We start from the raw sequence: 14752 nt of genomic DNA on the forward strand, positions 1-14752 counted from the left end.
ACCCCTGAAGCAACCGCTACACGGCCCTGCCGCGCCACGCGCGACCTGACCGCAGCGGCCGCTTCGATGCAGTCTGAATGCTTTTTTTCATCACCTCTTTTGGAGATTCAACATGGCTAAAGCCCCCATGCGTGTTGCCGTCACCGGCGCCGCCGGTCAGATCGGTTACTCCCTGCTGTTCCGCATCGCCAATGGCGACCTGCTGGGCAAAGACCAGCCGGTCATCCTGCAACTGCTGGAAATCCCCGATGAGAAGGCACAGAAGGCCCTGAAGGGCGTCATCATGGAAATCGATGACTGCGCCTTCCCGCTGCTGGCTGGCGTGACCGCCCACAGCGATCCGATGACCGCCTTCAAGGATGCCGACATCGCCCTGCTGGTGGGTGCCCGCCCCCGTGGCCCCGGCATGGAGCGCAAGGACCTGCTGGAAGCCAACGCCCAGATCTTCACCGTGCAGGGCAAGGCGCTGGACGCCGTGGCCTCGCGCAACGTCAAGGTGCTGGTGGTCGGCAACCCGGCCAACACCAACGCCTACATCGCCATGAAGTCGGCCCCCAACCTGCCGGCCAAGAACTTCACCGCCATGCTGCGCCTGGACCACAACCGCGCCCTGTCGCAAGTGGCTGCCAAGATCGGCAAGCCGGTCTCGGCCATCGAAAAGCTGTGCGTGTGGGGCAACCACTCGCCGACCATGTACGCCGACTACCGCTTCGCTACTGCTGATGGCGCATCGGTCAAGGACACCATCAACGACCAGGAATGGAACAAGAACGTGTTCCTGCCCACCGTCGGCAAGCGCGGTGCCGCCATCATCGAAGCCCGTGGCCTGTCCTCGGCCGCTTCGGCTGCCAACGCCGCCATCGACCACGTGCGTGACTGGGTGCTGGGCACCAACGGCAAGTGGACCACCATGGGCATCCCCTCCGACGGTTCCTACGGCATCCCCGAAGGCACCATGTTCGGCTTCCCGGTGACCACCGAAAACGGTGAGTACAAGATCGTCCAGGGCCTGGAGATCGATGAGTTCTCGCAAGAGCGCATCAACATCACCCTGAAGGAACTGCTGGAAGAGCGCGAAGGCGTCAAGCATCTGGTCGGCTAATTGACCATGGCGCGGCCGCCCTTCGGGGCGCCGCGCCTGCCGTTTCGTATCCGTGTCACATCGCCCGTTTCGATAACCTCTACCCTGCTTTCATTCGCAGCAATGCTTCCTTCCCAGGTCTTGTTCCCAGGTGCCCAGCAACCGGTTTCGCTTCCGGTGTGCGATCACTACGCCGGCTCCGAAAAGCTGATGCGCAAGTCGATGGCCCTGCAACAGGAGCTCGGCCCCTTGTTCGACATCACCTTCGACTGCGAAGACGGTGCTGCCGCCGGCAATGAAGCCGCGCACGCCGAACTGGTCGCCTCGCTCATCGCCAGCCCCGACAACGTCTACCGCCGCATCGGCGCGCGCTTGCACGACGTGGGGCATGCGCATTTCGAGCAGGACGTGGCCATCATCTGCGGCGCCGCTGCGCGCGAGCTGGCCTATGTGATGCTGCCCAAGCCCGAAGGCATCGATGACGTGCAGCGCGCCCTGGAGAGCATCAACCGCGTGGCCCGCTCGGCGGGTCGCCCGCAGTTGCCGGTGCAGGTATTGATCGAGACCCATGGCGCCCTGGCCGATGTCGCCAGGATCGCCGCCCTGCCCCAGGTGCAGTCACTGTCCTTCGGGGTGATGGATTTCGTCTCGGCCCATTACGGAGCCATTCCCGGCAGCGCCATGCGCTCGCCCGGACAGTTCGACCATCCGCTGGTGCGCCGCGCCAAGCTGGAAATCGCCGCCGCCTGTCATGCGCATGGCAAGGTGCCGTCGCACAACGTGAGCACCGACATCAAGAATTCCGCCGCCGTGGCCGACGATGCGCGTCGCGCGGCACAGGAGTTTGGCTATACCCGGATGTGGAGCATCCATCCGGACCAGATCCGGCCCATCGTGCAGGCCATGTCCCCGACCAGCGAAGAGGCCGGGACGGCGGCACAGATCTTGCTCAAGGCGCAGGCGGTGCAGTGGGGCCCGATTCAGCATGAGGGCAACCTGCATGACCGCGCCAGTTATCGCTATTACTGGAGTATCCTGCAACGCGCGCACGCCACCGGCATCGCGCTGCCGCCGGAGACTGCCCCCTGGTTCGCCCGCGGCGACGCCCTCTCAACCACGCAGTAACATCGTTTCAACCGACGTCCATGAAAAAGCACCTGACTCTCCTCGCCCTGCTGGGCGCCCTGTTTGCCACCGCCGGCATCACTGCGGCACATGCCCAACCCGACACCAAGCCGGCGGCCAAGAAAAAGGTCGTCAAGAAGGCGCACACCAGCAAGGCGCACGGCAAGAAGGCCGCCGCTGCCGCTGCCCCGGCCGCCAAGATGCCGTTCTCTTCCGATGCCGAGGATGACGACAGCGAACCCGACCTGGGCGGTACCGTCTCGGCCGACTTCCAGTGCGAAATGGGTCAGAAGCTGACCATCTGGAAGAACGAAGCCGATGACAAGCACATCGCCATCCGCTGGAACAAGCGCATTCACCGCCTCACCCGCGTGGCCACCACCACGGGTGCCAACCGCTTCGAAAACCACAAGATGGGCCTGGTCTGGATCGGTATTCCGGCCAAGGGCCTGCTGCTGGACTCCAAGAAGGGCCAGCAGTTGGCCAACGAATGCAAGAACGCCGAGCAGATGAAGGCAGCCGCCGCAGCACCGGCCGCCCTCCTCGCCGCGGCACCCCACCAGAACTGAGCCGGCAGCCGCCGGCGCAGTGTTTCAAGCAACACAGAATCAGGCAGCACCCCGCAGTTCACCATTGCAGCGCAAACCGGATTCGACTAGCTAGCATCACTAAATTGCCAAATTAAGGAGAAGAGGCCATGTCTCGCAACACATTGAACACCCTGAAGGAATTCAAGATTTCCGGTTCCAAGAAGGGCAAGTTCTACTCCCTGCCCGCCCTGCAAAAGTCGCTGGGCGTGAATATCTCGCGCCTGCCGGTGTCGATTCGCATCGTGCTGGAATCGGTGCTGCGCAACTGCGATGGCCAGAAGGTCACCGAAGAACACGTCAAGCAACTGGCCAACTGGGGCGCCAAGGCCGCCCGCGTCGATGAGATCCCCTTCGTGGTGGCCCGCGTGGTGCTGCAGGACTTCACCGGCGTGCCGCTGCTGGCCGACCTGGCCGCCATGCGCAACGTCGCCAGCAAGCTGGGCAAGAACCCCAAGAACATCGAGCCGCTGGTGCCGGTGGATCTGGTGGTGGACCACTCGGTGCAGATCGACCACTTCCGCGAGAAGAAGGCGCTGGACCTGAACATGAAGCTGGAATTCTCGCGCAACAACGAGCGCTACCAGTTCATGAAGTGGGGCATGCAGGCCTTCGACACCTTCGGCGTGGTGCCCCCGGGCTTCGGCATCGTCCACCAGGTCAACCTGGAATACCTGGCACGCGGCGTGCACAACAAGACTGGCGTCTACTACCCTGACACTCTGGTCGGCACCGACTCCCACACCACCATGATCAACGGCATCGGCGTGGTCGGCTGGGGCGTGGGCGGCATCGAAGCCGAAGCCGGCATGCTGGGCCAGCCGGTCTACTTCCTGACCCCGGACGTGGTCGGCGTGAACCTGACCGGCGCCCTGCGCGAAGGCGTCACCGCCACCGACCTGGTGCTGACCATCACCGAACTGCTGCGCCAGACCAAGGTCGTGGGCAAGTTCGTCGAATTCTTCGGTGAAGGTACCGAATCGCTGTCGCTGACCGATCGCGCCACCATCGCCAACATGGCCCCGGAATACGGCGCCACCATGGGCTTCTTCCCGGTGGACGACGCCACCATCGCCTACTTCAAGGGCACCGGCCGCACCAAGGCCGAGATCGACGCCTTCGAAGCCTACTTCAAGGCGCAAGGCCTGTACGGCGTGCCCAAGGCCGGCCAGATCGACTACACCCAGGAAGTCTCGCTGGACCTGGGCACCGTCGCTCCGTCGCTGGCAGGTCCGAAGCGTCCGCAAGACCGCATCGAGATCGGCAACGTCAAGACCACCTTCTCGGACCTCTTCACCAAGCCGACCGCAGAAAACGGCTTCAACAAGAAGGCCGAAGACCTGACCGCGTCCTACAAGAACGCCGACGGCGTGGACCTGCACAACGGTGACGTGCTGATCGCCGCCATCACCTCCTGCACCAACACCTCCAACCCGAGCGTGCTGCTGGCTGCTGGCCTCCTGGCCAAGAAGGCCGTGGAAGCCGGCCTGAAGGTCGCTCCGCACATCAAGACCTCGCTGGCCCCCGGCTCGCGCGTGGTGACCAAGTACCTGGAAGCCGCCGGCCTGCTGCCGTACCTGGAAAAGCTGGGCTTCGGCGTGACCGCCTATGGCTGCACCACCTGCATCGGCAACGCTGGCGACCTGACCCCGGCCATGAACGAAGCCATCGTCAAGAACGACGTCGTGGCTGCCGCCGTGCTGTCGGGCAACCGCAACTTCGAAGCCCGTATCCACCCGAACATCCGCGCCAACTTCCTGGCTTCGCCCCCGCTGGTGGTGGCCTACGCCATCGCCGGCAACGTCACCCGTGACCTGATGACCGAACCGGTCGGCAAGGGCAAGGGCGGCAAGGACATCTACCTGGGCGACATCTGGCCGACCTCGCAAGAGATCGAAAAGCTGCTCAAGTTCGCCATGAACGCCAAGACCTTCAAGGAAAACTACGCCGATGTGAAGGGTGCTCCCGGCAAGCTGTGGGAAGCCATCAAGGGCGTCGCCAAGGGCGAAGTCTACAACTGGCCGACCTCGACCTACATCGCCGAACCGCCGTTCTTCGAGAACTTCAGCGAAGAACCCAAGGCTGCTGCCACCGGCATCAGCGGTGCCCGTGCCCTGGGTGTGTTCGGCGACTCGATCACCACCGACCACATCTCCCCGGCCGGTTCCATCAAGGAATCCAGCCCGGCCGGCAAGTGGCTGCAAGCCAATGGCGTGTTGAAGGCTGACTTCAACTCCTACGGCTCGCGCCGCGGCAACCACGAGATCATGATGCGCGGCACCTTCGCCAACGTGCGCATCAAGAACCTGATGATCCCGGCCAAGGAAGACGGCTCGCGCGTGGAAGGCGGCATCACCATTCACCAGCCCTCCGGTGAAGAAATGTCGATCTACGACGCCGCCATGAAGTACGTGGCCGAAGGCACCCCGACCATGGTCTTCGGTGGCGAAGAGTACGGTACCGGCTCCTCCCGTGACTGGGCTGCCAAGGGCACCCAGCTGCTGGGCGTGAAGGCCGTGATCGCACGTTCCTTCGAGCGTATCCACCGTTCCAACCTGGTCGGCATGGGCGTGCTGCCGCTGCAGTTCCTGGGCAACGACAGCGTGCAGTCGCTGGGCATCACCGGTGAAGAAAGCTTCGACCTGAAGGGCCTGGAAGGCGAGATCAAGCCGCAACAGGAAGCCACCCTGGTGATCCACCGCAAGAACGGCCAGACCCAGGAAGTCAAGCTGCTGCTGCGTATCGACACCCCGATCGAAGTGGACTACTACAAGCATGGCGGCATCCTGCCGTTCGTGCTGCGTCAGCTGCTGGCAGCCTAAGTAGCGCACGTCCTACCCTGCAGCAAGGAAAACGCCGGATTCGTCCGGCGTTTTTTATTGCCCCTTGGCGCTGCGCAAAGGCAGCGGCTGACAGGGCTGACAAATCAACTACAATAGGCGGTTTCGTTTCCACAGATACAGATAGCCTACATGCGTCGTCCCGCCAAACGTTCCTCCTCCAAGCTTTCTGCCGACAGCCAGCATCTGGTGACCTTTGCGCAAGCCATCGCGCAGGCCTCCAGCCGGCTCGAAGAGCGCGCCTGGCTCAATCCCCTGGACGCCCTGCTCAACAAGCTGCTGCGCACCGGCCACCAGGGCTTGATCGATGCGGCCCTGGATCACCTCTTCAAGGCCGACCTGGATGCCTACGACGTGCTGATCGAAGCCGTCGAGGCCGGCAGTGAATCCACCTCGCTGGAACACGACGGCCAGCAATACGACGTGCAGCTGCTGGTGCTGCCGGTACTGGCCTGGACCCGCTTTACCATCGCCTCCGGCCCCATCGGCAGCGACCTGCTGGCGGCCATCGGCGCCCACCTGCACGCCCATGTGCTGGCCAAGGATGCCCGTCTGGCACTGGCGCCGACCCTGTTCTCCATCGAACAGCTGCCGCGCATGCACGCCGACGTCTTCGCCCTGACCCGCCAGATGGGCCAGACCGCCTTGAAGACCGGTCCGGTACAACTGCGCGGCGAACAGCCGCCCACCGCCGCCTTCCTGGCCGATACCCGCTATGTGATTGCGGCCGTGGTGGTGCCGGCCGGCGGCCCCCTGTTCCACTGGCAGGAAAGCGAACAACAGAGCCATTTCTCGGCCAGGAAGGCGGCAGCCTCCGAGGCCTGGACCCAGCAGGCCACACCGCTCTTCACGCGCCTGCTACCCGGCTGCAGCGTCGAGCTGCTGCTGCCGCAAGCCTATTTCTTCGGCTGCCGCGAGGCCGACAAGCGCATCCGCCCGGCCTCCATCCGCGCCGCCGACTATTTCCTGACTCAGACCCTGGACATCTCCTCTGCCGAACTGCATGCCAGCATCGGTGGCTTCTCCGAGGACATCAATGGTCAGATCGATGAATACCGCATCGGCTTTTCCATCGGCGGCGATCCGACCGTGGTCTATGGGACCGTCTGGCCGCTGTATGAGCAGGAAAGCGGTGAAGAACTGCCCATGATCATCCCCGCCGGCGCCGGCCTGCTGGAGGGCATGCCCGCCAGTCCGCTGCAGCAGATCCTCACGGTGCTGCGCGAATGCGGCATCGTGCACATCAAGCATCATGCAGAACGCTTCACCATGGAGTTTTGCGACGACTGCGGCGCACCGCTCTTCCCTGATCGGGAAGGTGAACTGGTGCACGCGGAAATGCCGGAAGATACGCCTCCTCCGGTCGAGCACTTCCACTGAGAGATGAAGCAAAGTGCTGCTGCCGGGCAGCACGCGCGGCGCCGGACATGGCCGGCCTGCACAAAGCTTCACAGGCGCCGGACAGCGCCCATAAAAAAGGCATCCACCACAGGGCGGATGCCTTTTTCTCTTCTGTATCGGGCTATCGTGCCCGCTTTTCCTGCGCGACCGAATGACGACGGACGTCAGATCCGGCCTGCGTCTCCTCCGGATCCTCTGCGACCTGCGTGAGCAGCCTCAGCGACTCAGGCTGCCAGCTTTTCGATCAGACCCATCTCGGCGCTGGACATCAGCTTGTCGATGTCCACCAGGATCAGCATGCGCTGTTCCAGGGTACCCAGACCGATCAGGTAGTCGGAATCGAAGGTGGTGCCCATCTCCGGTGCCGGCTTGATCTGTTCCTGGGTCAGCGTGATGACGTCGGAGACGCTGTCGACCACCATGCCCACGACGCGACCGCCGATGTTCAAGATGATGACCACGGTGAACTGGTCATAGGTCGGCTCGCCCAGCTGGAACTTGATGCGCATGTCCACGATGGGGACGATGATGCCGCGCAGGTTCACCACGCCCTTGATGAAATCGGGCGAGTTGGCGATGCGGGTCACGGCTTCGTAGCCGCGGATTTCCTGAACCTTCAGAATATCGATGCCGTATTCTTCCTTGCCCAGGGTGAAGGCGAGAAACTCGTTTCCGTTGCTGTCGGTCTTGTCGCCGAAGCCGGAAAGATTCTTGGTTGCAGTGTCAGACATGTTGAGGCCCTTTAAATATCAGGAAAATACAGATTCGTCATTCAGTTGGCGGCTGGATCGCAGCAAGGCTGCCACATCGACAATCAGAGCGACGCCGCCGTCGCCCAGAATGGTAGCACCGGAAATGCCAGCGACCTTTCGATAGTTGGATTCCAGGTTCTTCACAACGATTTGCTGTTGTCCGATCAGGTCATCCACGAAAAGTGCCGCCTTTTTCCCATCTGACTCCAAAATGACCACCAATCCTTGCGACGGATCGGTGAATGAAGGTTCGATGTTGAAAATCTGATACAGCGGGATCAGCGGCAGATATTCGCCACGTACACGCAGCACCTTGCCCTGACCGGAAATTTCCTTGATATCTTGCGGCAAAGGCTGCAAAGATTCAACCACATATCCTAGCGGCAATATGTAAACTTCTTCACCGATGCGAATCGACATCCCGTCCAGGATCGCCAGCGTCAGCGGCAGCGAGATTGAAATCGTGGTGCCGAAACCCTTGCTGGAGCGAATATCCACCGCGCCGCCCATGGCCAGGATGTTGCGTTTGACCACGTCCATGCCCACGCCGCGGCCGGACACGTCGGTGACCTGCTCGGCGGTGGAGAAGCCCGGTTCGAAGATCAGTTGCCACACTTCGGCGTCGGTCAGGCTGTCGGTCACCGGCATGCCCTGCTGCTTGGCCTTGGCCAGGATCTTGTCGCGGTTCAGGCCGCCACCGTCGTCGGTAACTTCAATGATGATGTTGCCGCCCTGGTGCTCGGCCGACAGGGACAGCACACCGGCCTCGCCCTTGCCGGCAGCGCGCCGGGCCTCGGGCTGTTCGATGCCGTGGTCGATGCTGTTACGTACCAGGTGGGTGAGCGGATCGACGATGCGCTCGATCAAGCCCTTGTCCAGCTCGGTGGCCGCGCCGTGGGTGACGAACTCGACCTGCTTGCCCAGCTTGTGCGCCAGGTCGCGCACCATGCGCGGGAAGCGCGAGAAGACGTAATCCATCGGCATCATGCGGATCGACATCACCGATTCCTGCAGATCCCGCGTATTGCGGCTCAACTGGCTCACGCTGTTGAGCAGGTGTTCATGGTGCATCGGGTCGAGCTTGCCCACGCGCTGCTCGATCATGGCTTGGGTAATCACCAGTTCGCCGACCAGGTTGATGAGCTGGTCGACCTTTTCGATGCTGACCCGGATGGAGGAGGACTCCTGGCCGGTGCCGCCCTTGGCCGCCCTCTTTTCGCCGCCATGGTCGCCCTGCAGATGACCATCGTCGTGATGGCCATTGCCGTTGCCATTACCGTTACCGGCACCACCCGCATGGGCCTCGCCATCGGCCTTCTTGGCGCTGATGTCCAGGGGCACGAAGGGGGCGAAGAAACCGTAGCCCTGCTCGCGCTCCTTGTCCTCGATGGCGGTGTGATTGTCGAAGAAACCGTAACCCTGGGTGCGTTCACGCTCTTCCTGGGTGACGAAATTGTCGAAGAAGCCATAGCCGCGCTCTTCGTCGCTGCTCTTGGCGGTTTCAACGGCCTGCGAAATCTTCAGGTCGGCGACATTGACGATGAAGGCACAGATGGCGACCACGTCATCGATCGGTTCAGCCGTATCCAGAATGAAGACCCACTTGCCCTCGGGCGATTTGGACTTCTCCAGCTTGCCCAGCATGGAGAGCTCGTCGGCCAGGGCTTCGGCATCCTTGTCGGCGATCTCGGGCATGTCCAGGCGGTAGCGGCGCACGCCGCCCGGACCGACCACGACCGCAGCGCCCGCCTCCGCCTTGGGAGCGGCGCTGGAACTCTTGCCCTGCGACAGCGCTTCGAGCAGCATGCGCACGTCGCCGACCGCATCCTGATCGACCTCGGCGCCGTGCTTGTGGCCGTCCAGCATGGACTTGAGCACATCCTTGGCCGCCAGGAAGGCATCTACGTGCTCCGAGGTCAGCTTCATCTGGCCCTGGCGGATGCGGTCCAGCAGCGACTCCAGGACGTGCGTGACTTCGGCAATATCGGTCAGGCCGAAGGTGGACGAACCACCCTTGATCGAATGCGCGGCACGAAACACCGCATTGAGGTCTTCCGGATCGGGAGACGCCACATTGACGGCCAACAACAGCTTTTCCATTTCCGCGAGGCCTTCCTCGGCCTCGTCGAAAAAGACCTGGAAAAACTGGCTCATATCAATGCTCATGCCTGGGCTCCATGCTGGATGCTGTACGTATCTTCTTGTTATCCCGGCAAGATCAGCCGATCACCTTGCGCACCACCTCGGTCAGGCGCTGCGGATCGAAGGGCTTGACCAGCCAGCCATTGGCACCGGCGGCCTTGCCCTTGGCCTTCATCTCGTCGCTGAATTCGGTAGTCAGCATCAGGATGGGCACGCGCGCATAGCTGGTCAGCTCGCGCAGGGAGCGGATCAGGGTCAGGCCGTCCATGCGCGGCATGTTCTGGTCGGTCAGGACCAGGTCGAAGGTATGCGTCTTGGCCTTTTCCAGCGCGTCCACCCCGTCGACCGCCTCGGTCACGTTGTAACCCGCAGCTTTCAGACTGAATACCACCATCTGACGCAGTGACCCGGAATCATCTACTGCGAGAATCGTTTTGGACATCGTTACTCCCTGTTTCTTCAATAAGGCTCATGCGCGTATGTATTATGCCGCACCCTTGGCCACCCACCTATCGTCCCGCCAAGGCCGGAATGACCTAGTTCAATCTTGTACCACTCAGCCAGCCACCGCTCAGAACAGCTCGATATCGCCACTTTCCATGCGGGTCTGGCGCACCGCCTTCCACAGTCCGGTGTCGAGCACATTCAAGCGCTCCTCCATGACCTGTACCGTGCTGGCCAGCAGTTCCTTGACCTCTTCATCGGTCTGGCCCTGCTCGGGCACGATCTCGAAACTGTTTGCGCTGAGCACGCCCAGCGCTTCACGCAGGCCGATCACGCGGCGCACGATGCGCTCGAGCAGTTGGCTGGTCATATCCTGGAACTGCAAGCCGGTCACCGCCGCGTTGACGTGATGGCTGACCTCTGCCTGGGTGGCCTTGAGCTGCTCGATGCTCTGGCCGTCGAAATGACCGGTGCCGTTCATCAGCCCTTCCAGGATGGTCTGCTGCAACTGTACCGAGCGATGCAGTTCCATGAAGCTGTTGCCCAGCTTGCCTATGGCTTCGCCCAGCAGAATGTTGGTCTGGACCAGGTCCGACTCCACTTCCGTCAGTTGGCGGCTGCCGCCGCTGGCAGTATCGAGCAACAAGCGCTTGAGCTCCTGCAGCATGGTCTTGGTCGGCATATCCGGCTCTCTTCCCCTGTTCAAATGGAACACTTCTGCTTCATTGGCAAACCCCGCGTACAACCGCGCAGGCCTGGCACCTGCGCTCAGTTCTTGGCCGGCGCACTGAGCCCCTGCTGCACGTCTTCGCCGCTGGCGTCGGTGGGCACGTTCAACGAGCCACTGTCCTTTTCCACCAGTTCCTCAGCCTTCTTGTTCATGACGATGATGCTGATGCGACGATTGATCGGGTTGAAGGGATCTTCCTTGTCCAGCAGCACCGCCGAGGACAGACCCACCACCCGCAACACCTTCGATTCATCCATGCCGCCGATGATCAGTTCTCGTCGCGAGGCGTTGGCGCGGTCCGCCGACAGCTCCCAGTTGCTGTAGCCCTTCTCCCCCTGCGAATAGGGCGTGGCATCGGTGTGACCGGACAGGCTGATCTTGTTGGGCACATCGTTGAGCGTGCGACCGATCTCGTGCAGGATTTCCTTGGTATAGGGCTGCAACTGGGCACTGGCCAGGGCAAACATGGGACGGTTCTTCTCGTCGACGATCTGGATGCGCAAGCCTTCGGAGGTGATGTCGATCAACAGCTGATTCTTGAACTGCTTGAGGGTCGGATTGGAATCGATGGCCTTTTCGATCCGCGCTTTCAACTCTTCCAGGCGGCTACGCTCGGCGCGCTCCAGCTCCTGCTGCGCCTGCTTGAGGTTCTGCTTGCGCGAGACCACATCGTTTTCACCCTTGCGCAGCTGGCCGTCCTGGCGGGTCAGATCCTTGCCGCCCCCCGGCAGCACGGTGTTGGCGTCGCCGCTGCCGGAACCACCGGCCATGGCCACCTTCAGCGGGGTCTTGAAGTATTCGGCAATACCGTTCAGGTCCCCCTTGGCGGTCGACCCCAGCAGCCACATGAGCAGGAAGAAGGCCATCATCGCCGTCACGAAGTCGGCGTACGCAATCTTCCAGGCGCCACCGTGGTGACCCCCGCCGCCTTTCTTGATGCGTTTGACGATAATGGGACGTAGACCTTCGTCGGCCATGCCTGTGCTCCTGCTTCAATACTGATGTCTGTGTGAATCGCCCTGCAAGCTGATCTCCCCGGACCAGCCTGGCAGCCTTACTTGCCCTTGGCCTGCTTGACGTGCTCTTCCAGTTCGAGGAAGGTCGGACGCTCGGTCGAGAACAGGACCTTGCGGCCGAATTCGATCGACAGGGCCGGCGCATAGCCATTGAGGCTGGCCAGCAGGGTCACCTTCACGCACTGGTAGATCTTGGTCGATTCGTGCAGCTTCTGTTCCAGCAGGCTGGAGAGCGGGCCCACGAAACCGTAGGCCAGCAGAATACCGAGGAAGGTACCGACCAGCGCGTGCGCGATCAGCATGCCCAGCTCGGAGGGCGGGATACCCACCGATTCCATGGTGTGCACCACGCCCATGACCGCTGCCACGATACCGAAGGCCGGCATGCCGTCGCCCAGCTTGGCGATGCAGTGCACCGGAATTTCGCCCTCGTGGTGGTGGGTCTCGATTTCGTTGTCCATCAGGTTTTCGATCTGGAACGCATCCATGTTGCCCGAGACCATCAGACGCAGGTAATCGGTCATGAATTCGATCAGGTGATGGTCCGCCAGCACGCCCGGGTACTTGCTGAAGATGGGGCTGCTCTCGGGCTCTTCGATATCGCCTTCGATCGACATCAGACCTTCCTTGCGGGATTTGGTCAGGATTTCGAACAGCAGCGCCATCAGTTCCATGTACAGCGCCTTGGTATAGGCACTGCCCTTGAAGACGGTGGGCAAGGCCTTCAGGGTCGCCTTGATCGCCTTGCCGTTGTTACCGACCAGGAAAGCGCCCCCTGCAGCACCGCCGATCATGAGCAGCTCGATTGGCTGGAACAGTGCCCCCAGGTGGCCCCCTGCCATGGCAAAGCCGCCGAAGACGGACGCCATGACCACGATATATCCAATGATGACTAACAAGTGCCTACTCCCGTCCCTGTGGCGTTGAGTGTATTTTCACGTTCATCAGATTACAGGTATTCCAATCAAGCAAATGAGGGAATACATATCCGAAAAACGCCCTTCCTTTTTGATTTACGGCTGAATTGGCACAAACTTGATACGTCGCGTCTCGCAGCCGCTGCCAAGGGCCTGCGCGGCTCCCAGCCCTCACATGCGCCACCCGTGCAGCACCCTGCCGCCGTCCTCGGGGGCGACCACGACATCAGGTGCAGCACCGGGAATATGAAACTCATAGCTCAGAAGCAGCGTCCCCGGCCGCATCTCGGCGCGCGCCTTGTGCCACAGCGCCTCCATCGCCGCCGGTGACAGGTAGGCGAACACCACGTCGTAATCGCCGAAATCGAGCCGCAGGTAGTCGCCGCGCACGAAACGGCAGCGATCACCTGCCAGCATCGCGCGCACCCGGCTGACCAGCCAAGGCAGGGGCGCGATCTCGATACCGGTGAATTCGCTCTCGGGGCGGCGGCGCGACAGATCCAGCACGGCGCCACCCAGGCCGCTGCCGATATCCATGAAGCGGATCGGCTGCCCCTCCGGCAGCAGGCCGGCCACCGCATCCCAGGCGCGCTGCCCGGAAGGATAGAACGGCACCTGGCTGCGGAAGGTCGACCAGAACAACACCAGCATGAACAGGAATACCGCCAGGAATACCCACGGCGGCACGTGCAGCTGCGCCACACCCAATGTGGCCACCGGGAACACCAGCAGGATCAGCCACCACCATATGGCCATGCGGCACAGACGCGCCAGCAGCGCGGCCATCACGCCATGCAGCAGGGCAGTCTGGAGGGGGGAAAGAGGAGCAAGACCGGCGCGCTGAAAAAGCACATCCAGCACATTGGCGCCGACCAGCGCCAGCGCGAACAGCAGCAGGGCCCGCAGCGCCGGCGCCTGCCACCAGGGCCTGCGACCGGCGGCGGGGTGATTCTCAGGTTCGGACATCGAGGCAATCGGCCTTATTCTTTTTTGGTTGAACACCCTGGCCCATTACCGCCTCGCTGCAGACCTGCAGCAAGGCATTGGTACATCCCTGCTCCGGCTCAGGCCACAGCGGCCAGGACCGACGTGGCGACCAGGGGCGCGGCAGCAGCCACCGGCAGGGCAGCCTCGGCCAGACCCATGGTGACGGCATCCTTGGCCTTCTTGGTCTTGCCGGCCCGCGACGGCATGTGGCACAGACCGCACAGGTAATCCTGGTGCAGGTCCAGACGATGCACGACGAAATGGCCATTGCACTTGCAGCAGGGCGTGGTCATGAGCATCTTGCTTTCGAAGAAGCGCACCAGCGTCCAGGCGCGGGTCAGCGAGAGCACGGGTTCGCCGGCATCGTTGTAGCCAACCTGCTCCAGGTAGAGCTTGTAGGCCTTCATGACGGCTTCGATGCCATTGATGCGGGCGTGCTCCACCAGGTAGCGATGGATATTGATGAACAGCGACGAATGGATATTGGGCTGCCAGGTGATGAACCAGTCCGTGGAGAACGGCAGCATGCCCTTGGGCGGCGAGACGCCCTTCAACTCCTTGTACAGCTTCAGCAGACGCTCGCGCGAGAGTGAAGTTTCGGATTCCAGCAACTGGAGGCGCGCCCCCAGATTGATCAGTTCGATGGCCAGCTGAATTTCCTGCGCCTCTGTGACAACGCTCTTCTTAGCCATGGTGCTACCCCCCGGTGATTTCGTAATAAGTCTGCCTG

General features: G+C 62.2%; 13 protein-coding genes. 5 read left to right on the forward strand and 8 right to left on the reverse strand.

The window, feature by feature from the left end; translation table 11 throughout:
- Positions 1–112 precede the first annotated feature (112 nt).
- From GWL_RS11200 to GWL_RS11220, 5 genes are all read left to right on the forward strand, one after another.
- A complete protein-coding gene (locus tag GWL_RS11200; protein WP_034350453.1) occupies positions 113–1102 on the forward strand; it encodes a malate dehydrogenase in 990 nt (329 codons plus the stop codon).
- Positions 1103–1204: 102 nt separating this feature from the next.
- A complete protein-coding gene (locus tag GWL_RS11205; RefSeq protein ID WP_034350454.1) occupies positions 1205–2206 on the forward strand; it encodes a CoA ester lyase in 1002 nt (333 codons plus the stop codon).
- Between the two features lie 20 nt (positions 2207–2226).
- The gene (locus tag GWL_RS11210; protein ID WP_008329961.1) at positions 2227–2775 is read left to right on the forward strand and encodes a hypothetical protein; all 549 of its coding nucleotides are present in this window, start codon (positions 2227–2229) and stop codon (positions 2773–2775) included.
- A 128-nt stretch (positions 2776–2903) separates the two neighbouring features.
- A complete protein-coding gene (gene acnA, locus GWL_RS11215) occupies positions 2904–5615 on the forward strand; it encodes an aconitate hydratase AcnA (protein WP_008329963.1) in 2712 nt (903 codons plus the stop codon).
- Positions 5616–5765: 150 nt separating this feature from the next.
- A complete protein-coding gene (locus GWL_RS11220; protein WP_008329965.1) occupies positions 5766–7013 on the forward strand; it encodes a DUF2863 family protein in 1248 nt (415 codons plus the stop codon).
- A 245-nt stretch (positions 7014–7258) separates the two neighbouring features.
- Here GWL_RS11220 and GWL_RS11225 read toward each other — a convergent pair whose 3' ends face one another.
- The 8 genes from GWL_RS11225 to flhC all read right to left on the reverse strand — a co-directional run bounded on the left by GWL_RS11225 (position 7259) and on the right by flhC (position 14714).
- Entirely contained in the window at positions 7259–7765 is a 507-nt protein-coding gene (locus GWL_RS11225; RefSeq protein WP_008329969.1) for a chemotaxis protein CheW, read from the reverse strand.
- Positions 7766–7783: 18 nt separating this feature from the next.
- Entirely contained in the window at positions 7784–9952 is a 2169-nt protein-coding gene (gene cheA / locus GWL_RS11230; protein ID WP_034350456.1) for a chemotaxis protein CheA, read from the reverse strand.
- A 52-nt stretch (positions 9953–10004) separates the two neighbouring features.
- A complete protein-coding gene (locus GWL_RS11235; RefSeq protein WP_006463269.1) occupies positions 10005–10370 on the reverse strand; it encodes a response regulator in 366 nt (121 codons plus the stop codon).
- A 129-nt stretch (positions 10371–10499) separates the two neighbouring features.
- Positions 10500–11054 carry a hypothetical protein gene (locus GWL_RS11240; protein ID WP_008329972.1) on the reverse strand — a complete coding sequence of 185 codons (555 nt, stop codon included), beginning with the start codon at positions 11052–11054 and terminating at the stop codon, positions 10500–10502.
- A gap of 86 nt (positions 11055–11140) precedes the next feature.
- A complete protein-coding gene (gene motB, locus GWL_RS11245) occupies positions 11141–12079 on the reverse strand; it encodes a flagellar motor protein MotB (RefSeq protein WP_008329973.1) in 939 nt (312 codons plus the stop codon).
- Between the two features lie 77 nt (positions 12080–12156).
- On the reverse strand, positions 12157–13017 hold the full coding sequence (motA, locus tag GWL_RS11250; RefSeq protein WP_008329974.1) for a flagellar motor stator protein MotA: 861 nt from the start codon (positions 13015–13017) through the stop codon (positions 12157–12159).
- 189 nt (positions 13018–13206) lie between these two features.
- Positions 13207–14001: a class I SAM-dependent methyltransferase gene (locus GWL_RS11255; protein ID WP_034350457.1), complete on the reverse strand. Its 795-nt coding sequence runs from the start codon at positions 13999–14001 to the stop codon at positions 13207–13209.
- A 98-nt stretch (positions 14002–14099) separates the two neighbouring features.
- A complete protein-coding gene (flhC, locus tag GWL_RS11260; protein WP_008329989.1) occupies positions 14100–14714 on the reverse strand; it encodes a flagellar transcriptional regulator FlhC in 615 nt (204 codons plus the stop codon).
- Positions 14715–14752 lie beyond the last annotated feature (38 nt).

The sequence above is a fragment of the Herbaspirillum sp. GW103 genome (assembly GCF_000261365.1).
Taxonomy (GTDB): domain Bacteria; phylum Pseudomonadota; class Gammaproteobacteria; order Burkholderiales; family Burkholderiaceae_D; genus Herbaspirillum.